The organism is Parahaliea mediterranea (genome assembly GCF_017255185.1).
GTDB lineage: Bacteria > Pseudomonadota > Gammaproteobacteria > Pseudomonadales > Halieaceae > JAFKCZ01.
Window position 1 is genome coordinate 21,667 of record NZ_JAFKCZ010000023.1, and the last position, 23,490, is coordinate 45,156.

A 23,490-nucleotide genomic window follows, 5' to 3' on the forward strand; every position below is an offset into this window, starting at 1 on the left:
CCTCGTTGGCCCGGGCATCCAATGCCGCGGTGGTTACGGCCCCCCCGCGCCACGACTTCGGGCGGCGTATCAGCGCAATTTATAGCCCAAATCCGCGCCAGCCGCCACCGGCCCGGGGGCCGCGCCGTCGCGAGCGGCTGTACCCGGGGCGGGTTTTGAGGCATTCTGCACCGTTGCGGGTGTAGCGACCGCGCGGCATCCCCGTCTGCGATACCACACGATTAGCAATAACAACCCCCGAAGAGAGCCGCCTGCCTTGAGCGTGACCGCCCACACCAATGACCGCCTGAACCTGCCACTGGCACTGGCGCCCATCCTGTTCCTGGTCGCCCTGCTGGCCTGCTCGGTCTACTTGTTCGGGGCCGACTCGTCCTACGGCGCCAACCAGATCGCCCTGGTGCTGGCGACCTGCGTGGCGGCCCTGGTGGGCCGCCACACCGGCATCGGCTGGCGCGAATGCCAGGAGGGCATCATCGACGGCATCGGCGTCGGCCTGGGGCCGACCCTGATCCTGCTGTCGGTGGGCATGCTGATCGGCACCTGGATCCTCAGCGGCACCGTGCCCGCCATGATCTACTACGGCGTGGCGGTGCTGGACCCGTCGATTTTCTACGCCGCCAGCGCCGCCATCTGCGCCATCGTCGCCATCAGTATCGGCAGTTCCTGGACCGTGGCGGGCACCCTGGGCATCGGCCTGATGGGCATTGCCGGCAGTTTCGACCTGTCCCCGGCGATCACCGCCGGCGCCATCATCTCCGGCGCGTATTTCGGCGACAAGCTGTCGCCGATGTCGGACACCACCAACCTGGCCTCCGCCGCCACCGGGGTCGACCTGTTCGACCACATCCGCCACATGCTGTGGACCACCATCCCCAGCTTTGTCATCGCGCTGATCGTGTTCGCCCTGATCGGCAGCGCCGACGCCGCCACCCCGGAGGAAATCGAGGCCCTGCAACACAGCATCCGCGAGCAGTTCAACATCGGTTTTCACCTGCTGCTGCCCCTGCTGGTGATGCTGGGCCTGGTGTACAAGCGCTTCCCGGCCTATCCGGCCATTGTGGTCAGCGCCCTGATCGGCGCGCTGTTCGCGCTGCTGTTCCAGCCGGAGGCGGTGCGGGGGCTGGCGGGCGACAGCGAGGGCCTGTCCGGGGCCTTCGTGCTGCTCAAGGGCATCTGGATCAGCCTGTTCAACGGCTACGTGTCCAACAGCGGCAACGAATTCCTGGACGCCCTGCTCAGCAAGGGCGGCATGAGCAGCATGCTCAACACGGTGTGGCTGATCATCTCGGCGCTGGGCTTCGGCGGCGTGCTGGAGCGCACCGGCATCCTGCGCTACCTGCTGACCCTGGCGCTCAAGGGCGTGCACAGCGTCGGCTCGCTGATCACCACCACGGTATTCACCTGCATCAGCGCCAACATCCTGGCGGCGGACCAGTTCATCGCCGTGGCCCTGCCCGGCCGCATGTACAAGGACGAATACGAGCGCCACGGCCTGTCGCGCCTCAACCTGTCGCGCACCCTGGAGGACTCGGCCACGCTGACCTCGGCGCTGATTCCCTGGAACACCTGCGGCGCCTACATGTCGGCGACGCTGGGCGTGGCGACCTTTTCCTACGCGCCCTTCGCTTTTTTCAACCTGCTGTGCCCGGTGATCGCGATCATCTACGGCTTCTTCCACATCGCCCTGAAGCCGGCGGAGACACCACGGGAACAGCGCTTTGCGGCGGAACCGGGAGTCGAGGCGGAGCAGTGAACGAAGCGCAAGCGCAGTGGGATCACCCGGCCCCCTTCGTGGTGAGCCACCGGGTCGAGGCCGGGGATATCGACGGGCTGCAGCACACCAACAATACGGTCTACGTAAAGTGGTGCGAACAGGCCGCCTGGGCGCACTCGGTGTCGCTGGGCCTGGACCTCGACCGCTACCGGGCCCTGGACCGGGCGATGGCGATCACCCGCTCCGAATACGATTACCTGCGCGCCTCCCGGGAGGGCGAGGACCTGCTCACCGCCACCTGGATCACCGGCTGGGACCGCCGCCTCACAATGCGGCGCCGCTTCCAGATTGTGCGCCCGGCGGACGGCGCGACCATCCTGCGCGGGGGCATGGAGTTTGCCTGCATCGAGATCAGCAGCGGTCGGCCGCGGCGGATGCCGGCGGAATTTATCGAGGGCTATGGCCCGGCGGTACTCGAGCAGCCCTGAGCGGGAATAGACAGCCCTGAGCGGAAATAGACAGCCCTGAGCGAGAATAGACAGCCCTGAGCGCACATCCACAGCCATGAGCACCAACGAACACAGCTTTTCCGACGCCGAGCGCCAGGGTCTCTACCGCGCCATCCACGAGCGCAGGGATGTCCGCGCCCAGTTCAAGCCCGATCCGATCCCCCTCGAGGTGCTGGCGCGGCTGTTGCACGCCGCCCACCACGCGCCGTCGGTGGGCTTCATGCAACCCTGGGATTTCCTGGTGATCGACAGCCCGGCCGTCAGGCGGGCGGTACAGGCGCTGTTCGAGCGGGAAAATGCCCGGGCCGCGGAGAATTACCAGGGTGAGCGCGCCGCGCAGTACCGCAGGCTCAAGCTCGAGGGCATCCTGGAGAGCCCGGTCAACCTCTGTATCACCTGCGACCGCGGTCGCGGCGGCCCCCATGTGCTGGGGCGCAACAGCATTGTGGAAACAGACCTGTTCAGTACCTGCCTGGCGGTGCAGAACCTGTGGCTCGCGGCCCGCGCCGAAGGTGTCGGGGTGGGCTGGGTAAGCATACTGGACCAGGGGCAACTCGCGGATATTCTCAAGTTGCCGGACCAGGTCTACCCGGTGGCCTACCTGTGCCTGGGCTACGTGAGCGAATTCCAGCCCCGGCCGGAACTGGAGCTGCAGGGCTGGCGTTCGCGGCTGCCGCTGACCGACCTGCTGCATGGCGACACCTGGGGTGAAGCGCCCGCCGCGCCCGAACTCGCGGCCGCGTTGGCGGCTAGCGAGGCTAACTCCGCTCCCAGCTGAAGGCCAGCACCCGCCGGATATCCGCTTCGCCACAGGCCAGCATCAGCAGGCGGTCCACCCCCAGCGCCACCCCGCTGCAGGCGGGCATCCCCGCGGCCAGCGCGGCCAGCAGATATTCATCGAGGGGCCTCGCCGGCTGGCCGCGCGCCAGGCGCCGCGCATTGTCGGCCTCGAAACGCGCGCGCTGCTCGGCGGCGTCGGTCAGCTCATGGTATCCGTTGGCCAGCTCCACGCCGTCGATGTAGAGTTCGAAACGCTGCCCCACCTCGACACCGTCGTGGTCCACGATTTGCGCCAGTGCCGCCTGGGACGCCGGGTAGTCATAGACGAAACACAGCCCCTGGCCCGCCAGCCAGGGCTCAAGGTCGTGGGTGAGCAGCAGATCGAGCCAGAAATCGCGGTCACCTTCCAGATTGCCCAGGTCGTGCCGGCCGCGGGCAACCCGCTCCAGCTCCCCGGCGTCGACCTCGAAGGGATCGAGGCCGAGCCCCTGCCGGAACAGTTCGCGGTAGCTCAGCTTGCGCCAGGGCCGCTCACCCAGGCAGGCGCACACCAGCGCCGCCACCTCGGCCATCAGCGCGTGGTGGTCGAAGCCCGGGCGGTACCATTCCAGCAGGCTGAACTCCGGGTTGTGACGGGCGCCGGCCTCGCCGTCGCGGAAAGCCCGGGCCACCTGGTAGATGGGGCCACTGCCCGCGGCGAGCAGGCGTTTCATCGCGTATTCGGGGGAGGTTTGCAGGTAACGTTGCGCGCTGAGCGAGTCGCCGGCGGCGACGATCAGCGGTTCGATGGCGGGGTCGGTGATGCCGCTGCCGCACAGCAGGGGCGTCTCGACCTCCAGGATATCCCGCTCGGCGAAGAAGCGGCGGATAGCGGCCAGCAGGCCGGCGCGGGCCCGCAGTTGCGACAGGCCGGCGCCGGGTTGCCAGTCGGGCATGGGCTCAGGACTTGCCGCCGCGGCCCTGGTACTCGCCGGAGCGGGTATCGACGCGGATCACTTCGCCCTGGCTGAGGAACAGCGGCACCTTGACCACGGCGCCGGTGCTGAGGGTCGCCGGCTTGCTGCCGCCCTGGGCGGTGTCGCCCTTGAGGCCGGGGTCGGTCTCGACGATTTCCAGCTCGACGAAATTGGGCGGCGCGACCGACAGCGGCGTGCCGTTATACAGGGTGACCTCGCAGGACTCCTGCTCCTTCAGCCACAGGTGGGCGTCGCCCACGGCCTTGACGTCGGCCTGGTGCTGTTCGAAGGTGTCGGGCTCCATGAAGTAATAGAATTCGCCGTCGTTGTAGAGGTACTCCATGGTGCGGTCCATCACGTCGGCGCCTTCCAGGGATTCCCCGGATTTAAAGGTGCGGTCCCAGACGCGGCCGGTCTTCAGGTTGCGCAGGCGCACGCGATTGAAAGCCTGCCCCTTGCCGGGCTTGACGAACTCGTTTTCCAGGATGCTGCAGGGGTCGCCGTCCAGCATGACTTTGAGGCCGGAACGGAATTCATTGGTTGAGTAACTTGCCATGACTAACGGTGCTGCTTGAAAAAAATGGGCGCCAATGATACCGCACCCGGCCCGCTTTTGGCAGGGCCACGCGGGTTGGATTGCGCTAGCCGCGAGGGCCGCACATAGGCTACTCTTTAAGCAACCCAGCACAGTGGACACGGAGGGCCACCGGAAGTCCATGAGCGAAAACCCGCCTATCAAGCTGCGCATCCCGCGACAGGACCTGGCTGCTTTTGAGTTGTTCCCCCTCGACGCGGACAGCGCGCGGCAGTGGGCCCACGCACTGCCGGTGACCAATACCCGGCTGTCGGTGTCGCGGCTGCGCGACGCGGTCCGCGACCTCAACCGGGTGCAAATCGCCGCCGCCGACCGCTTCGGCATTATGGAGGAGCTGTCGCCGAGCCTTCAGGTCGCGGTCACCAACCTGTCCCGCCGCTTCCTCAACCAGCCCCTGGTATTGCCGGAGGAGCCGCGCCAGCTCGCCGAGCTGGCGGAAAACCTCTACAGCGCCTTCAGCACGGCCTATACCCTGGTCGCCGTGCACGCCATCCAGCAGCGCGAACAACTGGGCGATGTCAACCCGGCGCGCCTGACCTGCGAGAGCCTGCAGCGGGCGATTAGCTTCGCCGGCCGGCGCATGCTGCAGACTTTCCAGCTGTACCAGAACGTGGAGCCCGGCGGCTGGCTCACCCTGCACCAGCTCTACGCCCTCGGCGAGCGCCAGCGCCTGGCCGAGCTGCCGGTGCGGGACCAGCACAACCGGCAGGTGACACTGCAGGAAAGCTATCTGCAGGCACTGCTGCTGGGCTGCTGCAAGGCCAACCAATTGCGCCAGAGCGATCTCGTGGGAGTTCACCGGGGCTTGCAGGAGTGGAGCGGCAAGGTGCGGCTACTGGGTGTCGAGGACGCCGACGAAGCCCTGTTCATGATCGATCTCAACGGCGACCACCCCCCCGTGTACAACACCTCCTCGACCCAGCGCAGCCGCAACCAGCGCTATATCGACACCCGGGAACTGGTCGATCACCTGGAACAGCTGCGCGAGCGGGACCGCGCCAGCGGCCGCCTGGGGCTGCGCCTGGATGACGAAATCACCCTGCCCTCCAACCTGCTGGACCACCTGATCGCCTCCCTCGGCAGCCACAGCCTGCGCAATTTCAGCCGCGCCGCCGGCTCCGATACCGAACTGGAAGTCGCCGTGGGCCTGAGCAGCGCCCACTACCACGTCGCCGGCGGCAAGCCCTTCGCGGAATTACTGCCGCGACACCTGCTGGCGGCCGCCAGCCACGATCCCTTCACCGCGCGCGATCCCGGCCGCGACCACTGGGAAAAAGCCGAGGCGGACGACATTCACCGCGGGGAGGCCGATGCCAACAGCCACACCGGCGGCCCCCCGGTGGTGGAAATGGAAGATACCAGCGAGGCCCTGTCGGGCGAGCGCCACCCGGGACTGCGTTTTCCCGTGTACCGGGTCAGCGCCATCAACGCCAGCCCCGGCGGCTACTGCCTCGAGTGGACACAACGCACGCCGCCCAACCTGCGCTCCGGCGACGTCATGTGCGTGCGCGAACCGGGACAGCGCGAGTGGGTCATTGCCGCGGTGCGCTGGGTGAGCGCGCTGGAACAGGCCAACACCCTGGTCGGGGTGGAGCTGTTGAGCCCCAAGGCCATGCCCTATGGCGCGCGCACCGTGGGCCAGCGCGGCGCGCTGTCCGAGCCGATGCGCGTGCTGCTGCTGCCCGAGATCAAACTGGTGGGCAAGCCCCATACCCTGATCACCCCGCGCACCGGCTTCCGCGAACGGCAGAAGGTGGTGCTGCTGCGACAGGGGGAGGAGTTCCTGGTGCAGCTACAGCGCCAGGTGGGGGCCGCCCCCGGCTTCAGCCAGTTCGACTTCCGCTACATCCGCGAGTTGGAACAGAACAACAGCGCCATTGCCGAACCCGTGGAACTGCCCCGGCCCGCCTTCGACTCCCTGTGGTCGGAGATTTGAGCGAAGCCCGGCGCGCGGCGGATCAGCTGCCCGGCAGGTAGCGGTCGGAGATACCCAGCAGGTAGAGAATGGCGTCCAGGCCCAGGGTGGAGATGGACTGCTCGGCGGACTGCTTGACCAGTGGCTTGGCGCGAAAGGCCACCCCCAGGCCGGCGATACTGAGCATCGGCAGGTCGTTGGCGCCGTCACCCACCGCGATCACCTGCTGCAGGTCAATGCCCTCCCGGGCGGCGATCTCCCGCAGCAATTCCGCCTTGCGCCGGCCATCGACGATATCCCCGCGCACTTCACCGGTCACCGCGCCATCGCGGATGTCCAGTTCGTTGGCGTACACGTGATCAATCCCCAGCCGCTCCTGCAGTTGCCGCGCGAAATAGGTGAAACCGCCGGACAGGATGGCGGTGCGATAGCCCAGGCGCCTCAGCGTACTGATCAGGTGCTCGGCGCCCTCGGTGATGCGCAGGCGTTCGCCGATGCCCGCCAGCGCCGACTCGGGCAGCCCCTTGAGCAGGGCGACCCGGGCGCGAAAACTTTCGTTGAAATCCAGCTCGCCACGCATGGCGCGCTCGGTGATCGCGCTGACCTCATCGCCGACCCCTGCCTCCCGGGCCAGCTCGTCGATGACCTCCGCCTCGATCAGGGTGGAATCCATGTCGAAAGCCACCAGGCGGCGGTGACGGCGGAACATGTTGTCTTCCTGCAGCGCCAGGTCGACATCGAGGCTGGAGGACAGCTCCAGCAGGTCGCGGCGGAATGCCTCCGGATCCCCCAGCGGGCCGCGCACCGAGAATTCCGCGCAGGCCTTGCTCAACGGCGGCAGCTCGCCGAGTGGGATGCGGCCGGACAGGCGGGTAATGCCGTCGATGCCCAAACCGTGATCGGCGAACACCGCGCTCACCCGCGATACCTGCTCGGCGGTGATTTTCCGTGCCAGCAGGGTGATGATGTAGCGCGCGCGACCCTGGGCCTCCACCCACTCGCGGTAGCTTTCCGGCGCCACGGTCTCGCTGCGCAGCTTGAGCCCGCTGTCCTCGGCGAACGCCTCCAGCGCCGCTAGCAGTCCGGCGCGCTCGTGCCCGGCCGGCAGCTCCACCAGCAGGCCCATGGACAGCGTGGCGTGAATCACCGCCTGGCCGATATCCAGCACGTTGCCCGCGTGCCGCGCCAGGATGCCAGTAACCGCGGTGGTGATGCCGGGCCGGTCGGGCCCGGACAGGGTAATGAGCAGGATTTCATTCACGGGCGACTCTCGCTGGCTCTAGCAGGATGCGAAGCGCGGTATTCTAAGGAAATAGGGGACGGATACCAATTCCTTAGGGAATTGGTATCCGTCCCCTATTTCCCGCTGGTGGTTTATACTCTGGCGCTTTGCACCAGAATTCACGGGCCGCGTGTTTAAACGGATACAAAACCTGAGCCTGGGCCCGCAGCTGGCCCTTATCGCCGCCGCCTGCTGCCTGCTGGTGAGCCTGGCCCTGGTGTTGCTGGCCACCCGCTCCAGCCAGCACTTGCTGCAGTCCCAGCAGGCCGAGCACGGCCGGGCCCTGGCGCAGCAGATAGCCAGCCGCCTGGGCACCGCGCTGGAAACCGGCGACCTGTTGAGCGTGGCCGCCTCCCTGCAGCGCTTCGCGACCACTTCCCCCGCCGAGCAGGTGGCCATTTTCGATGTGGAGGGCAAGGCGCTGGGAGAGGCCGGCGAACCCCGGGGGACGCAATTGCAGCGCTACCGCGCGCCGGTGCGCATCGCCGGGGACGTGGCCGGCGAGGTGGTGATCACCCTGAGTACCGACCGCGCCCAGGAGGCGCGCTGGCGCTTCCTGCTGAGCCTGCTGGGCCTGGCCATCCTGCTCAGCGTGGCGGTGTACGGCCTCTGCCTGCACCTGGGCCAGCGCCTGGGCCAGCGGCTGCTGGCGCTGCGCAAGCGGGTGCTGCTGGAGGAAAACCGCGACGCGGTACCACCGGACAATGAGATCGAGGCACTGGCCAGGGAGATCGACGCCCTGCCCATGGACCTGCTGCGGGCGCGCTCGGGTGCCGGCCCCCGGGACGAGAACTACACCGGTAGCGCGATTCTCTACCTGCACCTGACTAGCCTGATGGAGTATGTGGACACGCTGGACGAGCAGTCCCTGCACCGCTACACGGACCGCCTGCACCAGGTGGTGTACGCGGCGGCGGGCTTCTACGGCGGCCGCATCCAGGTGATGCGACAGTTCGGCCTGGCGATTTTCTTTACCGGTGACAGCAGCGCGGGCAGCACGGCCTTTCGCGCGGCGTCCTGCGCCTGGCTGGTGCAGGCGGTGGGCCGCGAGGTGGAGAAGCAGATGTCGCTGTCGCTGGGCATGGCGATGGCGGTGGCCCACTGCGAGCTGGGGCTGGGGGACGAGGCGGATATCTACCCGGGGCTGTATATGCAGCACACCCTGGACGAGTTGCAGGCGGTCTGCGCCAGCCGGCCGCCGCGGGTGATGCTGTCACCGGCGGCCTGCGAGGATGTGGATATCAGCGGACGGGTGGAGCACCAACCCAGCGAGCTGGGGGAGTACGCCATCCTGGAAAGCTTCGAGGGGCCCTACGCGGATTTGCTGGAGCGACAGTTGCAGTTGATTTTGCGGAAGCTGTCTGGGCCATAGGCCTAAGCTACGCAAGCGAACTAACCCCAAACGTTAGACTGTGGTAGCGGCAACCGACCGGACAGGTCCGCTACGCGACACGCTACAAGCATGACGTCCCTGTCGCGCTCGGCAACGGCCATCCATGGCCGTTGACGGTCGCTACGCGGACCTGTCCGGCCGGATGCCTTCAGTCTACGGACACTACGTTCGTTCAACCGGAACTGCCCACAAGCCAATAACGGAGTATTGAGAGAAGTACCGAAGGCGCGGGCGGTGGGGGGCGCTTTCGGGACCGTGCGAGGCATGGATGCCGAGGACGAGCCCCCATGGATGGGTTCACGGCGTGTCCCGAAAGCGCCCCCCACCGGTCGTGCCGCCACCATGCCGCTAACGGTGGGCTAAGAACTAAACAGCTGTTATCCTTCAACCACCATACTGTCGACCTTCTGGAACCCGCGCGGCAGCTTGTTGCCCCGGCGGCCGCGCTCGCCGCGGTAGTGCTCCAGCTCGTTGAACTTGAGGCTCAGGTGGCGCTTGCCCGCGTGGACCACCAGCGACTGCTGCTCGCCCAGCACCTGCACCGCCACCACGAACTCCTCGCGGCTCTGCACCCGGGCCGAGGGGATACCGAGGATCTTGTTGCCCTTGCCCCGGGCCATCTGCGGCAGGTCGGCCAGCGGGAACACCAGCAGGCGCCCTTCGTTGGACACCGCCGCCACCCACTTGCCCTCGGCGCCGCCTTCCGGGATCGCCGCCGGCTGCATCACCCGCCCGCCCTTGGGCAGGCTCAGGGCCGCCTTGCCGGCGCGGTTTTTCGACTGCAGGTCGCCGAGCTTGCCGACAAAACCGTAACCCGCGTCCGAGGCCAGCAGGAACAGCTGGTCCTCGGCGCCCATCATCATGCCCTCGAAGGTCGCCCCCGAGGGTGGATTGATGCGGCCGGTGACCGGTTCGCCCTGGCCCCGGGCCGAGGGCAGGTTGTGGGAGGCCAGGGTGTAGGAGCGGCCGGTGGAGTCGAGGATCACCACCGGCTGGTTGCTGCGGCCGCGGGCGGCCATCTTGTAGCCGTCGCCGGACTTGTAGCTCAGGCTGGTGGGGTCGATGTCGTGGCCCTTGGCGGCGCGGATCCAGCCCTTGTCCGACATTACCACGGTGATCGGGTCGGCGCTCATCAGCTCCAGGGCGCTGAAGGCCCGGGCCTCTTCCCGCTGCGCCAGGGGCGAGCGGCGGTCGTCGCCGTACTGCTCGGCCACCGCCTTCAGCTCCTTCTTGATCAGCGTCTTCAGCCGGGCCTCGGAGCCCAGGGTTTGCTCCAGCTTGTCGCGTTCCTGCTCGAGCTCGTCCTGCTCGCCGCGAATCTTCATCTCCTCGAGCTTGGCCAGGTTGCGCAGCTTCAATTCGAGGATGGCCTCGGCCTGCACGTCGGTGATGCCGAAGCGCTCCATCAACGCGAGCTTGGGCTTGTCCTCGGTGCGGATGATGTGGATCACCTCGTCGATATTGAGGTAGGCCACCAGATAGCCTTCCAGGATGTGCAGGCGCCTGAGCACCCGCTCCAGGCGGTATTCCAGGCGCCGGCGCACGGTGGTGGTGCGGAACTGCAGCCACTCCCTGAGGATCACGTCCAGGGACTTCACCGCCGGGCGTCCGTCGATGCCGATCAGGTTCAGGTTGACCCGGTAGGTCTTCTCCAGGTCGGTGGTGGCGAACAGGTGGCTCATCAGCGCCTCGACGTCCACCCGGTTGGAACGCGGCACGATCACCAGGCGGGTCGGGTTTTCGTGGTCGGACTCGTCGCGCAAATCCGCCACCATCGGCAGCTTCTTGGCCTGCATCTGCTGGGCGATCTGCTCCAGCAGCCGCGAGCCGGACACCTGGTAGGGCAGCGCGTTGACCACGATATCGCCGTTCTCCCGCTCCCACACCGCGCGCATGCGCATGCCGCCGCGACCGGTTTGGTACATGCGCAGGATTTCCTCCCGCGGGGTGATGATCTCCGCCTCGGTGGGGTAGTCCGGCCCCTGAACGTGCTCGCACAACTCCTCCAGGGTCGCCCTGGGCGACTCCAGCAGGTGCACCGCCGCGGCGACCACCTCGCGCAGGTTGTGGGGCGGCACGTCGGTGGCCATGCCCACGGCGATGCCGGTGATGCCGTTGAGCAGCACGTTGGGCACCTGGGCGGGCAGTACCGATGGCTCATCCAGAGTGCCGTCGAAGTTGGGCACCCAGTCCACCGTGCCCTGGCCCAGCTCGCCCAACAGCACGTCGGCGTAGGGGGTCAGGCGCGACTCGGTGTAGCGCATGGCGGCGAAGGACTTGGGATCGTCGGGTGAGCCCCAGTTGCCCTGGCCGTCCACCAGCGGGTAGCGGTAACTGAACTCCTGGGCCATCAGCACCATGGCCTCGTAGGCGGCGCTGTCACCGTGGGGGTGGAATTTACCGATTACGTCGCCCACGGTGCGGGCGGATTTCTTGTACTTGGCCGAGGCCTTCAGGCCCAGCTCGCTCATGGCGTAGACAATGCGCCGCTGCACGGGCTTGAGCCCGTCGCCGATATGGGGCAGCGCCCGGTCCAGGATCACGTACATGGAGTAGTCCAGGTACGCCTTTTCGGTGTATTGCTTGAGGGAGACCTTTTCGGCGCCGTCCTCGTCCAGTTGCAGCATGTCGGACATGTCTTACTCGGTCCTGTATTGGGTAACACGTGGCGGCCCCGCTCGGGGGCGGAGCGGGGCTGCCGGGTTTTTTAGGTGTGGGCGTACTATATGTCGAAATCGCGGTCGCGGGTACTACTGCGCAGGCCCACCAGTTGTTCGTTGAGGTTAACGATGGAGTTCGCCATGTCGATCAGCAGGCTGTGAATGGTAGCCGGGTTGCTCTTGATCAGGTCGGTGAACTGCTCCTTGGGCACCTTGACCACGGCGCAGCTGGTCTTGGCCTTGACGGTGGCGCTGCGGTCGGCGTGGGTCAGGGCCGCCATGGCGCCAAAGATCTCGCCCTCGCCGATACGACCCACGGTGACGTCATCCACCAGCACCTCGGCCACGCCGGTGGACAGGTTGAAGACGTAATCGGCGCGGTCGCCCTGGCGAATGATGATCTCTCCCGGCTCGTAGATTTCAAAACCCGGGGTGGCCTGGCTGTCCTCGTTGGTGCGCGCGGCGGTCAGGCGCAGCATCATGCCCGCGTAGGTGATGAGCAGGCGGGTCCACAACTTGATGGCCGTCGGCTCGGCGAACACCCGCTGCATGAACTCCAGCGCGGGGTAGCTATACAGACTGGCGCCCGCCTCGCTGCCGTAGAACACCGCCATGTCCTTGTGGGTCACGCCGGCGATGTCCGGCAACAGCATGTCGCCCTCTTCCAGGAAGTACACCGTGCGCCCGCGGTAGCGCGCGCTGATCGAACCGCTGTCGATAAGGTAGAACTTGCCGCCGTCGAAACCGCGAAAATGGCCCTCGGGGGTGGCGTCCACCTCGAGACGCACCGGCGGGATATTCACGACATCGAGCAGCGCGGTCACCAGCTCCTTGTACTGCTGGTTCAGTTTGTTGAAATCCTGGGCGAGCTCTGCGTTCGCTAACATAGTTGGCCCTGTGTCTGTTGGTACGGGGCTCCGCCGTGCCCCTGCTTTCGACTGCGGGCGCTGGCGGATTTCCATCCGGCGCCTGGGCAGTATATTAGCAAGTGCATCGCCGGGGGAGTATCGGAAACCGGAGTTTTCTGGAATCGGGCCGGCGCCATCGCTAGAATCGGCCACTCCACATCCGAGGCAACTGTACCGTGAACATTTCCGACAACTGTGTCGCCACCTTCCATTACACCCTGCGCGACGAACAGGGTGGCGAGCTGGAAAGCTCCCGCGGCGGCGAACCCAGCGCCTACCTGCACGGCGCCAACAACATCATACCCGGCCTGGAAAACGCCCTGGCCGGCCACGGCCCCGGCGAAACGGTGGAAATCACCCTGCCGCCCGCCGACGCCTACGGGCTGCGCAATGCCGAGCGGGAGCAAAAAGTGCCGGTCAAACACCTGCTGTTCGAGGGCCGGCTGCGCCCCGGCGCGGTGGCCCAGCTCAACACCAGCCAGGGCCGGGTGCCGGTCACCGTGCTCAAGGTGGGCCGCCACTCGGCCACCGTCGATACCAATCACCCCCTGGCGGGCAAGACCCTGTGCTTCGAGGTCGAGATCCTCGAGGTGCGCGAAGCCACCGGCGAGGAAATCGACCACGGCCATGCCCACGGCGTCGGCGGCCACCAGCATTGAGCGCGGAACGGGAAACGGCGCTGCGCTGGCAAGTCAGCGCCTTCGACGCGCTGAACCTGCGGGAACTCTACGCCGCCCTGCGGCTGCGGCAGGCGGTGTTCGTGGTGGAGCAGGACTGCGCCTACCAGGACCTGGACGACCGGGACCAGGGCGCCCTGCACATGCTGTGCTGGCGGGGCGGCGAATTGCTCGCCACCCAGCGCTGCCTGCCCCCGGGCCTCAGCTATCCCGAAAGCTCCCTGGGCCGCATCGTGGTGGCGCCCGCCGCCCGCGGCCTGCAGCTGGGGCGGGAGCTGGTGCAGCGGGGTATCGATCACAACCTGGCGCAGTGGCCAGGCAGCGGCATTCGCATCGGCGCCCAGGCACACCTGGAGCGCTTCTACGGCAGCCTGGGCTTTGTCCGCGACGGGGAGAATTACCTGGAGGACGGGATTCCCCATGTGCATATGAATTACGCGGCGCCACGGTAGGGCCGGTTTCAACCGGCCTGTTCAGCGTTTTGACGGCAGAATAAATGATCCGGTAAAAAGAGGGCCGTTGTGTCCGGGAAAGAGGGGCGGATCCTCGGCCGTGCAGGGGGGATCGGTGTCTCGGTGGCCGAATGAATTCGGTCCTACAGGGGGTGGGGGTGGTTTTGTAGGGCCGAATTCATTCGGCCAACCGGAGCTAATCCGTGAGTTCCAGCAAGAAGGTCACCGGCCCGTCGTTAACCAGCGACACCTGCATGTCGGCGCCAAAGCGACCAAAGGCACAGTTGCCGTGCCTGGCCCGCAGCAGCTTGCAGCATTCATCGTAGAGCACCTCGGCCTCCACCGGCGGCATGGCGCTGGTGAAGCTCGGCCGCAGGCCCTTGCGGGTCTCCGCCGACAGGGTGAACTGGGACACCAGCAACACCCCGCCGCCGGTGTCCGCCACGCTGCGGTTCATGCGCCCCTCGTCGTCGGCGAACACCCGGTAGCGCAGCACTTTGTCCAGCAGCCGTGCGGCCCGGGTCTCGTCGTCGCCCCGGTCCAGGCCCAGCAGTACCAGCAGGCCCGGGCCGATCTCGCCGATGCAATCGCCGTTTACACATACGGCGGCGGAACTGACGCGCTGGATGAGTGCTTTCATAGACGCATCGGGGACCGTTTACCGGGTGGATGGTTCGGTAAAACGGTCCCCGGGGTTTCAGGCGCGGCTGGCGCGCTTGCGCTCGTGCTCAAGCAGCAGCTTCTTGCGCAGGCGGATGCTCTCGGGAGTGACCTCCACCAGCTCGTCGTCCTCGATGAACTCCAGCGCCTGCTCCAGGGTGTGACGCACCGGCGGCGTCAGGGTCAGGGCCTCGTCGGTACCGGCGGCGCGGATGTTGGTGAGCTGCTTGGCCTTGGTGGGGTTGACCACCAGGTCGTTGTTGCGCGAGTGCAGGCCCACGATCTGGCCCTCGTAGATATCCTCGCCGTGGCCCAGGAACAGCCGTCCGCGGTCCTGCAGGGTGTAGAGCGCGTAGGCCAGGGTCTTGCCCTTGACCATCGACACCAGCACGCCGTTGATGCGCTTGCCCACCTCGCCCATTTTCACCGGGCCGTAGTGGTCGAAGATACTGGTCATGATGCCCGAGCCACTGGTCAGGGTCATGAACAGGGAGCGGAAACCGATCATGCCCCGCGAGGGCACCACGAAGGTCAGCCGCACCCGGCCCTTACCGTCGGGCTCCATATTGGTCAGCTCCGCCTTGCGCAGGCCCAGCTCTTCCATCACCGCGCCCTGATGCTGCTCCTCGAGGTCGATCACCACCTGCTCGAAGGGCTCGTGGATCTCGCCATCGACCTCCTTTTGCACCACTTCCGGCCGCGACACGCCGAGCTCGAAACCTTCGCGACGCATGTTCTCGATCAGCACCGACAGGTGCAGCTCGCCGCGCCCGGAGACCTTGAATTTCTCCGGCGAATCGCCGGGCTCCACCCGCAGGGCCACGTTGTGGATCAGCTCCTGGTCCAGGCGCTCCTTGATATTGCGGCTGGTGACGTACTTGCCTTCCTTGCCGGCGAAGGGCGAATCGTTGACCTGGAAGGTCATGCTGACGGTGGGTTCATCAACGGTCAGCGCCGGCAGGGCTTCCGGGTGTTCCGGGTCGCACAGGGTGTCGGAGATGTTCAGCTCGCCGACGCCGGTGATACACACGATGTCGCCGGCGCTGGCCAGCGCCACCTCGGTGCGCTCCAGCCCCAGGTAACCCATCACCTGCAGCACCTTGGCCTTGCGCTTGTTACCCTCGCGATCGAGCACCACCACCTGCTGGTTGGGCTTGAGGGTGCCGCGCTTGATGCGGCCGACGCCGATCACACCCACATAGCTGCTGTAATCCAGCGCCGAGACCTGCATCTGGAAGGGCCCCTCCAGGTCCACCGCCGGCGGGCTGACCCGGTCGACGATCATCTGGAACAGGGGGGTCATGTCAGCGGCCATGTCGCTGTCGTCCAGGCCCGCGATGCCGTTCAGCGCCGAGGCGTAGATCACCGGGAAATCCAGCTGCTCCTCGGTGGCGCCGAGGCTGTCGAAGAGGTCGAAGACCTGGTCCATCACCCAGTCCGGGCGCGCGCCGGGGCGGTCGATCTTGTTGATTACCACGATGGGGTTGAGGCCCTGCTCGAAGGCCTTCTGGGTCACGAAGCGGGTCTGGGGCATGGGCCCGTCCACCGCGTCCACCAACAGCAGCACCGAATCCACCATCGACAGCACCCGCTCCACTTCGCCGCCGAAGTCGGCGTGCCCGGGGGTATCGACGATATTGATACGGTAGTCGCCCCACTTGATGGCGGTGTTCTTGGCCAGGATGGTAATGCCGCGCTCGCGCTCCTGGTCGTTGGAGTCCATGACCCGCTCGGCTCCCTGGTCGCGGCGGTCGAGGGTGCCCGACTGCTGCAGCAGGCAATCCACCAGTGTGGTCTTGCCGTGGTCAACGTGGGCGATGATGGCGATGTTGCGAAGATTGTCGATCAAGGGAAATCCGGGCCCTGGGGGGCGGCAGCTTAAAATGGGCGCGGATTATACCCCAGGCCGAGGGACGGCCGCAGCCTTGCAGGACGGCAGTATGTCACACCGGCGCGGGGCGCGCCGGCCCCTCGGCTATCGATCGGGCCGCGGGGCGTGCTCGGCGCGCAAGCGGGAATTGCCCCCACCCTGCCCTTCGGGCGGGTGCTGCCGCAGGACGGCCAGCAGCGCGGCGCTCTCCCGGGAATCCCGGTGCCGCGCGCCCAACACCTCGCGGCGCAGCGCCAGGGTCCGCCCGAGCAAGGCCTCGGATTCGGCCACCCGGCCATTGCGCTGCAACGCCAGCGACAGGGTGTGCATCGCCTGCAACGTGTCCGGGTGACGCTCGCCCATGACCTCGCGCATGAGCGCCAGGTGCGCCCTGGCGGAGGCCAGGACCTGCCGGTGGCGCCCGGTTCTGGCCTGAAGGTCGATCAATGCCCCCTCGCAGCGCAGCGTATAGATGTGCCGCCGGCCCCGGCCGGCCTGGCCCGCTCGCAGACAGGCATCGAAGTAGTGCTCGGCCTGCTCGGCCTTGCCCCACTGTTCGTACAGTCTGCCGAGGTTATAGGCCGTTTCGACCGTGTGGTGATTGCTGGCGCCAAATAGCGCCAACCGCTTTTGGTACACCGCCAGGTGCAGGGCCTCCGCCCGCCGCAGGTTGCCCTGCTCGGCGTGGTGCTGCGCCAGGTTATTGAGCGTGCCGAGGGTATGCTGGTGGTCGTCACCGTACAGGCGCCGGCTGAGTGCCAGCGCCTCCGTGTTGAGGGCGAGCACGGCGTCCTGGTGATCGAGCAGGTCTTCCGGGCGCGCCAGGTCCAGCAAACTCAGCAGGTAACGCTCCGAATCGGTTTTTCCCGCTGCGCGCAACAATGCGACGGAGCGGCGCAGGTGCTGACGGGCCGCCTCAAACGCGCCAAGATCGAAGTTGACGCGCCCCAGAACCCTGTGGATGTGCGATTCCAGCTCGCGGTCGTTTTCGGTTTTGCGCCCGTCCTGATCCAGCTCCGCACTGGCCATCTGCAGCAGTTGCGTCACCGAAATCTCCTCGCCCAGCGTGTTGTAGGGCGAACCGAGCTCGAACATCTCAGTGAGGAACCCGGTCACCGCAAGCGCCCGGTCGCGCTGCTCGTTGGCGCGATCGCGCTGCTGGGCCAGTTCCACGGACTTCACGGCCAGCAGGCCGCCCGAGGCGAGAATCGACAGCAGCAACAGGCTGGCCAGGCCGGCGGCAAAGCGGTTGCGGCGCACAAAGGTCGCGCTGCGGTAGAGCCAGGTATCCGCCCGCGCGGTGACCGGCTTGAGCGCCAGGTGATGGCCGATATCCCGCGACAGCTCGGCGGCGGTGGAATAGCGATCCTCCGGCGACTTTGCCAGCGCCCTGGCGGCGATGGCGTCCAGGTCCCCCCGCAGGCGCCGCCAGTGCGGCAAGCCGTGGCGCCGGGCCGAAACACTCACCGCCGGCGGGTCGGAGGCGAGCACCGCATCGGCGTAGGCCTCGGGGTCGCCTTCATCGATATCAAAGGGCGGGCCGCCGCTGAGCAGGCCGTACAGGATGACCCCGAGCGCGTAGATGTCTGTGGCGGTCCCCAGCGGCTGGCCCCGCAATTGCTCCGGGCTGCTGTAGCGCAGCGTCATGCGCCGGGGCCCGCGCGGCTCAACCCCGAAATCGGAGCGCCGCATCAGCGTGGCGATGCCGAAGTCCAGCAACCTCGGCTCGCCTTCCGGGGTCACCTGGATATTGGAGTCTTTCAGGTCGCAGTGCACCACCAGCTGCCGGTGGGCGTAGTCGACCGCGGCACAGACTTTCTGGAACAGGGCCAGCCGCTGGTTCAGGCCGAGCGCGTGGCGGGCGCAGTAACTGTCCAGCGCCTCGCCCTGCACGTACTCCATCACGAGGTAGGGCAGGCCCTGATCGGTGGAGCCGCCGTCGAGCAAGCGCGCAATGTAGGCATGTTCTAGCCTGGCCAGTATCTGGCGCTCTTCACGAAAGCGGCGCGGCAGTTCCTCGCCGACCAGGGGCGAGCCGATCAGCTTGATGGCCACCTGCTTGTAAAACTGCTCATCGGCCCGCTCCGCCAGATACACGACCCCCATGCCGCCGCGGGCGAGGACGCGCTTGAGGCGATAGGGCCCCAGGTGCTGGCCGCTGAGATCGGTTTCCTGGCTCAGCAGGTCGCCGGCCGTGGCGATTACCGCCGCGCGCGGATCGAAGTCCGAACCGGCGTGCGACAGCAGCTCCTTCACACCCGCCAGCAACGCCGAATCGTCCGCACACGCCTTTTCCAGGTAGGCATCGCGCTCTTCCACCGGCAATTCACTGGCGGCGTGAAACAGGTATTCAGTGCGGGTCCAGGTGGATTCCATCACCGGCACACTACGATGCCGCTGTCACCGGCGCAAGTCACTCCCCCGCCCGGCGGACTTGAAAATTATCCCGGAGACTCCATAATTCGCGGCGGAGGACGGCCTCCCCCATCATGGGCCAATCTGCCGGGACGACCCGGGACAGGAGACACACACATGTCCTGGATTCTGCTCGGCCTCGCCGGCCTGCTGGAAATTGTCTGGGCCCTGGCGATGAAACAGTCCGAGGGCTTCACCCGCCCCCTACCCACCGCGGTCATGGTGCTGGCCATGGCCGGCTCCTTCGGCCTGCTGGCGCTGGCCATGCGCGAGCTGCCGCTGGGCACCGCCTACACCATCTGGACCGGCATCGGCGCCGTGGGCGCCTTTATTGCCGGCGTGGTCCTGCTCGGCGAGACCCTGACGCCGCTGCGGGCCGGCGCCGCGCTGCTGATCGTGAGCGGCATGGTTGTTATGAAGCTGTCCAGCTCTGTCTAGGGCCGTTAGCGCCCACCCTTTTTCAGGTTATTGATTCGGCTGCTGGCGGCGGGATTCGGTCGTATGAATGCGAGCGCTGTAGGGGGAGCGGGCGGGTTTCCGCCGTGGCCGAATGAATTCGGCCCTACAGGGGGAGGCGGCTTCTGTTTTGGTCAAATGCATTCGGCCCTGCAGGGGTGGGCGGCTTCTGTTTTGGTCGAATGAATTCGACCCTACAGGGGGGCGGCTTCTGCTTTGGTTGAATGCATTCGGCCCTGCAGGGGGAGGCGGCTTCTGTTTTGGTCGAATGAATTCGACCCTACAGGGGGGCTCACTGTAGGGCGGAATTTATTCCGCCGCTTTTTGGGTCATTTAGTCCGCCGCTTTTCGGCCGTGGTGAATTGGCCTGCGGGAATTGGATCAGGGCGCGTAGACCTTGACCTCCAGGCCCTCCTCGCCCTGCAGATGGCTGGCGTGCAGTCGGCTCATCACGCCCTTGCCGCAGTAGAGCATGTAGGTCTGCCCCCGCGGCAGGCCGGCGGCTTTGCCGTGGAGTTCATAGAAGGGAATCTTCAGCACCTCGCCGCGCACCCGCAGGGGGGCCAACTCCTCCTCGTCGGGGTGGCGGATATCGATGATCGTGGCCCCGGCCAGGGGCACCGACAGCACTTCGACGTCCGCCCGCTCGAGCTCTTCCTGTGCCAGGCGGTCGATGCGGGTTTGTTTGGCATTGGCCAGAGCGCGATCGAGGATGGCCATGTCGAAGCGCCGTTCTTCCGCCTCCACCCGCGCCAGGCGCGCCCGGGTGGTGGGGTTCACCGAAATCACCCCGCAGTACTCGGGCATGTTGGCGGCGAAGTCGCGGGTGCCGATCTCGGTGGCGATGCGCACGATGTCCTCCTTGTCGGTGGCGATCAGCGGCCGCAGCACCAGGCGCTCGCTCACCGCGTCGATCACCGACAGGTTGCGCAGGGTCTGGCTGCTGACCTGGGCCACGCACTCGCCGGTCACCAGGGCGTCGATCTCCAGGTCGTCGGCGATGCGGTCCGCCACCCGCAGCATCATGCGCTTGAGGATCACCCCCATCTGGCTGTCCTGGATCTTGCCCAGCAGTTCCGCCACCACCTCCTCGAAGGGCACGCTGATAAACAGCACCCGCTGGTTGCAGCCGTATTTCTGCCACAGGTACAGGGCCACCTCCTTGACCCCCACCTCGTGGTCGCGCCCGCCGAGGTTGAAGAACAGGTAGTGGGTGCGCATGCCCCGGCGCATGGTCAGGTAGCTGGCGACCGGCGAATCGAAGCCCCCCGAAATCAGCGACAGCACCGGGTCGAGGCTGCCCACCGGGTAGCCTCCAGGGCCGCGGTGGCGCTGGCCAACCACGTACAGCGTGTGCTTGCTGATCTCCAGGTCGACCGTCACCTCGGGGTCCTTCAAACGCACCCCGGCGGCGTCGGTGCGCGCCAGCAGGGCGCCGCCCACCGTGCGCTCCACCTCCACCGAGGTAAAGTCGTGCTGGCCCGAGCGCTTGCAGCGCACGGCGAAGGTCTTGCCCGCGAGCCGCCCGGCGTACACCGGCAGCACGTGCTCGACAATCTCCTCCACTTCGCCCAGTGGGTGCGACTGGACCTCCAGGATATAGGTAATGCCCGAGACGTGCCCCAGGGCCTCGACCATGCGCCGCTGGCTCGCGGCATCCGCCGCGCACTGGACTTCCAGCTTGTCCCAGTGGCGACGCACCTCCACCGCCGGGTCGATATCGCGCAGCACCGCGCGCACGTTTTCCGCCAATTTGTCGACAAAGCGGCGGCGCACCGGCTTACTCTTGATGGCGATTTCGGAGAAGAACTTGACAACCAGTTTCATGAAGACGATAACGAGTGGGCTTGAAACGGCTGCGTATTATACGGATTGCGACGCGCCGTGTGTGGCCAGTAATCGGGCAATCACCGCCAGCGGCGCACCAAAATGGTGCCTATGCGCTCTTTGTTGGTGCATCATTGCCAGGCGAGCGTGGGTCTCGAAGTTTTTATTGATAGATTTCAATCGCTTACAATTGGCACCTTTTTGGCACAGCTCTTGCTATCCTTCACACTACCAACAACTTCTGGCCGCTGCCGGGGCAATCGCAAGTGCCCGCCGCACCAGGACAACGCACACGGGCCGGCAAAGCGGCACGAAAACCATCCCATGGAGGAAAAACAATGTCAGAGCAAACTCTGAACCTGATCAAAGAAAGCGAAGCGGCCTGGGTGGACATGCGGTTCACCGACACCCGCGGCAAGGAACAGCACGTCACCATTCCCGCCACCGAGGTCGACGAGGATTTCTTCGAAGAGGGCAAGATGTTCGACGGCTCCTCCATCTCCGGCTGGAAGGGCATCAACGAATCCGACATGATCCTGATGCCGGACGACAGCACCTCGGTGCTGGACCCCTTCACCGATGACACCACCGTTATCCTGCGCTGCGACATTGTCGAGCCCACCACCATGCAGGGCTACGAGCGCGACCCGCGCTCCGTGGCGCGCCGCGCCGAGGAGTACCTGAAGTCCACCGGCATCGGCGATACCGCCTTCTTCGGCCCGGAGCCCGAGTTCTTCGTGTTCGACGACATCAAGTGGCACGCCGACATCAGCGGCTGCGGCTACACCATCAGCTCCGACGAAGCGGCCTGGTCCTCCAACGCCAGCTTTGAGGACGGCAATATCGGTCACCGTCCGCGCGTCAAGGGCGGGTATTTCCCGGTGCCGCCGGTCGACTCCCTGCACGACATCCGCGCCGCCATGTGCTCGGCGATGGAGCAGATGGGCCTGGCGGTGGAAGTGCACCACCACGAGGTGGGCACCGCCGGCCAGTGTGAGATCGGCGTGAAATTCAACACCCTGATCAAGAAAGCCGACGAGGTGCAGATCCTCAAGTACTGCGTGCACAACGTGGCCCACGCCTACGGCAAGACCGCGACCTTTATGCCCAAGCCGCTGGTGGGCGACAACGGTTCCGGCATGCACGTGCACCAGTCGATCTCCAAGGACGGCGACAACGTGTTCGCCGGCGACGGCTATGCCGGCCTGTCCGAGACCGCGCTGTACTACATCGGCGGCATCATCAAGCACGCACGCGCCCTGAACGCCTTCACCAACGCGTCCACCAACTCCTACAAGCGCCTGGTACCGGGCTTCGAGGCGCCGGTGATGCTGGCCTACTCGGCCCGCAACCGCTCGGCCTCGATCCGCATCCCCTATGAGCCGAACCCGAAAGGCAAGCGCGTGGAAATCCGCTTCCCGGATCCCACCGCCAACCCCTACCTGTCCTTCGCGGCGCTGTTGATGGCGGGTATCGACGGCATCAAGAACAAGATCCACCCCGGCGACCCGGCGGACAAGGACCTGTACGACCTGCCGCCGGAAGAAGGCAAGGCGATCCCCACCGTGGCCTCCAGCCTGACCATGGCACTGGAAGCCCTGGACGCGGACCGCGGCTTCCTGACCGAGGGCGGCGTGTTCACCAACGACATGATCGACGGCTACATCGCACTGAAGTCCGAGGACGTACAGCGCCTGGACATGACCACCCACCCGGTGGAGTTCGATATGTACTACTCCGTGTAAGCGGTCACGGTACTTTTACGCTTCGGAAGCCCGCCATTGCGCGGGCTTTTTTTTGCCTGTTTTTTGGGTGGGATCTCATGAGCCTTTGTTGGCTTGGGAGCTTGGTAGCAAGACCGCCTGTATTGGAGGCCCTGTCTGAAAAGCGATCGGGTTTTGGAGGTCCTGGCCGGGAGGTGGCCTGGTGTTGCAGGTCCTGACTGGGAGGCGGCTTGGTATTGCTGGTCCTGACTGGTAGGCGGTCTGGCGTTGCTGGTCCTGGCTGGGAGGCGGCCTGGTGTTGCTGGCCCTGGCTGGGAGGCGATCTGGTGTTGCTGGCCCTGACTGGGAGGCGGTCTGGTGTTGCTGGTCCTGGCTGGGAGGCGGTCTGGTGTTGCTGGTCCTGGCTGGGAAGCGGCCTGGCGGCCGCTGCATCGTGCCCCGGCAGGCGGTACCTCTTTTGTTCCGCTCCGGGGAGCATGCGGCGCGTCGGCCTCCTTACTTCTTAATGTGGCGAGTTGGAGTGGTCAACTAATTTGTGACAACCCAGTTAAGCTGCTTTCTTCGTTTCCACCATAGCTGCTTCGTACTGGCTGGGACTGGTGTAACCCAGGTACGAATGCAGCCGTTGGCTGTTATAGAACATCGCAATGTAGTCCAGTATGTCCTGCTGTGCATCGGCGCGGGTTTGATAATGCTT

General features: G+C 66.2%; 19 protein-coding genes. 9 read left to right on the forward strand and 10 right to left on the reverse strand.

Features of this window, described 5'->3' with window-relative positions:
- The first annotated feature begins 256 nt into the window (after positions 1-256).
- The 3 genes from nhaC to bluB all read left to right on the forward strand — a co-directional run bounded on the left by nhaC (position 257) and on the right by bluB (position 3,001).
- Complete coding sequence (nhaC, locus tag JYP50_RS20930; RefSeq protein ID WP_241263403.1) at positions 257-1,753, forward strand: Na+/H+ antiporter NhaC; 1,497 nt, start codon at positions 257-259, stop codon at positions 1,751-1,753.
- On the forward strand, positions 1,750-2,202 hold the full coding sequence (locus JYP50_RS20935) for a thioesterase family protein (protein ID WP_206562523.1): 453 nt from the start codon (positions 1,750-1,752) through the stop codon (positions 2,200-2,202). The genes nhaC and JYP50_RS20935 overlap by 4 nt, the downstream gene beginning before the upstream one ends.
- Before the next feature lie 76 nt (positions 2,203-2,278).
- A complete protein-coding gene (gene bluB / locus JYP50_RS20940; RefSeq protein ID WP_206562524.1) occupies positions 2,279-3,001 on the forward strand; it encodes a 5,6-dimethylbenzimidazole synthase in 723 nt (240 codons plus the stop codon).
- Here bluB and epmA read toward each other — a convergent pair.
- Both epmA and efp read right to left on the reverse strand, forming a co-directional pair.
- The gene (gene epmA / locus JYP50_RS20945; protein ID WP_206562525.1) at positions 2,982-3,938 is read right to left on the reverse strand and encodes an EF-P lysine aminoacylase EpmA; all 957 of its coding nucleotides are present in this window, start codon (positions 3,936-3,938) and stop codon (positions 2,982-2,984) included. The genes bluB and epmA overlap by 20 nt on opposite strands.
- Before the next feature lie 4 nt (positions 3,939-3,942).
- On the reverse strand, positions 3,943-4,515 hold the full coding sequence (efp, locus tag JYP50_RS20950; RefSeq protein ID WP_206562526.1) for an elongation factor P: 573 nt from the start codon (positions 4,513-4,515) through the stop codon (positions 3,943-3,945).
- Between the two features lie 160 nt (positions 4,516-4,675).
- Between efp and JYP50_RS20955 the strand changes: the two genes are divergently transcribed.
- Positions 4,676-6,490, forward strand: coding sequence for a GTPase (locus tag JYP50_RS20955; protein WP_206562527.1), 1,815 nt, complete (start codon positions 4,676-4,678; stop codon positions 6,488-6,490).
- 22 nt (positions 6,491-6,512) lie between these two features.
- Here JYP50_RS20955 and serB read toward each other — a convergent pair whose 3' ends face one another.
- Positions 6,513-7,730, reverse strand: coding sequence for a phosphoserine phosphatase SerB (gene serB / locus JYP50_RS20960; RefSeq protein ID WP_206562528.1), 1,218 nt, complete (start codon positions 7,728-7,730; stop codon positions 6,513-6,515).
- A gap of 151 nt (positions 7,731-7,881) precedes the next feature.
- Here serB and JYP50_RS20965 point away from each other — a divergent pair, with 151 nt between their 5' ends.
- Positions 7,882-9,123, forward strand: a complete 1,242-nt coding sequence (locus tag JYP50_RS20965; RefSeq protein WP_206562529.1) for a hypothetical protein — start codon at positions 7,882-7,884, stop codon at positions 9,121-9,123.
- Positions 9,124-9,521: 398 nt separating this feature from the next.
- Here the strand turns inward: JYP50_RS20965 and parC are convergent, their stop codons facing one another.
- Together parC and JYP50_RS20975 are read right to left on the reverse strand one after the other, a co-directional pair.
- Positions 9,522-11,780, reverse strand: a complete 2,259-nt coding sequence (gene parC / locus JYP50_RS20970; RefSeq protein ID WP_206562530.1) for a DNA topoisomerase IV subunit A — start codon at positions 11,778-11,780, stop codon at positions 9,522-9,524.
- Positions 11,781-11,866: 86 nt separating this feature from the next.
- Positions 11,867-12,691: a Crp/Fnr family transcriptional regulator gene (locus tag JYP50_RS20975; protein WP_206562531.1), complete on the reverse strand. Its 825-nt coding sequence runs from the start codon at positions 12,689-12,691 to the stop codon at positions 11,867-11,869.
- 197 nt (positions 12,692-12,888) lie between these two features.
- Between JYP50_RS20975 and JYP50_RS20980 the strand changes: the two genes are divergently transcribed.
- Both JYP50_RS20980 and JYP50_RS20985 read left to right on the forward strand, forming a co-directional pair.
- Positions 12,889-13,371, forward strand: a complete 483-nt coding sequence (locus JYP50_RS20980) for an FKBP-type peptidyl-prolyl cis-trans isomerase (protein WP_206562532.1) — start codon at positions 12,889-12,891, stop codon at positions 13,369-13,371.
- Entirely contained in the window at positions 13,368-13,841 is a 474-nt protein-coding gene (locus JYP50_RS20985) for a GNAT family N-acetyltransferase (protein WP_206562533.1), read from the forward strand. Before JYP50_RS20980 ends, JYP50_RS20985 begins: the two co-directional genes overlap by 4 nt.
- 196 nt (positions 13,842-14,037) lie before the next feature.
- Here the strand turns inward: JYP50_RS20985 and dtd are convergent, their stop codons facing one another.
- The 3 genes from dtd to JYP50_RS21000 form a co-directional block, all read right to left on the reverse strand.
- Positions 14,038-14,481, reverse strand: coding sequence for a D-aminoacyl-tRNA deacylase (gene dtd, locus JYP50_RS20990; protein ID WP_206562534.1), 444 nt, complete (start codon positions 14,479-14,481; stop codon positions 14,038-14,040).
- Positions 14,482-14,538: 57 nt separating this feature from the next.
- On the reverse strand, positions 14,539-16,350 hold the full coding sequence (gene typA / locus JYP50_RS20995; RefSeq protein WP_206562535.1) for a translational GTPase TypA: 1,812 nt from the start codon (positions 16,348-16,350) through the stop codon (positions 14,539-14,541).
- A 126-nt stretch (positions 16,351-16,476) separates the two neighbouring features.
- Complete coding sequence (locus JYP50_RS21000; protein WP_206562536.1) at positions 16,477-18,747, reverse strand: protein kinase domain-containing protein; 2,271 nt, start codon at positions 18,745-18,747, stop codon at positions 16,477-16,479.
- A 156-nt stretch (positions 18,748-18,903) separates the two neighbouring features.
- On the opposite strand from JYP50_RS21000, the gene JYP50_RS21005 reads away from it, so the two are divergent.
- Positions 18,904-19,224: a DMT family transporter gene (locus tag JYP50_RS21005; protein WP_206562537.1), complete on the forward strand. Its 321-nt coding sequence runs from the start codon at positions 18,904-18,906 to the stop codon at positions 19,222-19,224.
- A gap of 399 nt (positions 19,225-19,623) precedes the next feature.
- Here the strand turns inward: JYP50_RS21005 and thiI are convergent, their stop codons facing one another.
- Positions 19,624-21,069: a tRNA uracil 4-sulfurtransferase ThiI gene (gene thiI / locus JYP50_RS21010; protein WP_206562538.1), complete on the reverse strand. Its 1,446-nt coding sequence runs from the start codon at positions 21,067-21,069 to the stop codon at positions 19,624-19,626.
- Between the two features lie 338 nt (positions 21,070-21,407).
- Here thiI and glnA point away from each other — a divergent pair, with 338 nt between their 5' ends.
- Entirely contained in the window at positions 21,408-22,814 is a 1,407-nt protein-coding gene (gene glnA / locus JYP50_RS21015; protein WP_206562539.1) for a glutamate--ammonia ligase, read from the forward strand.
- A 526-nt stretch (positions 22,815-23,340) separates the two neighbouring features.
- Here the strand turns inward: glnA and JYP50_RS21020 are convergent.
- On the reverse strand, positions 23,341-23,490 hold a 150-nt coding region (locus JYP50_RS21020; protein WP_206562333.1), incomplete at its 5' end, for an IS3 family transposase.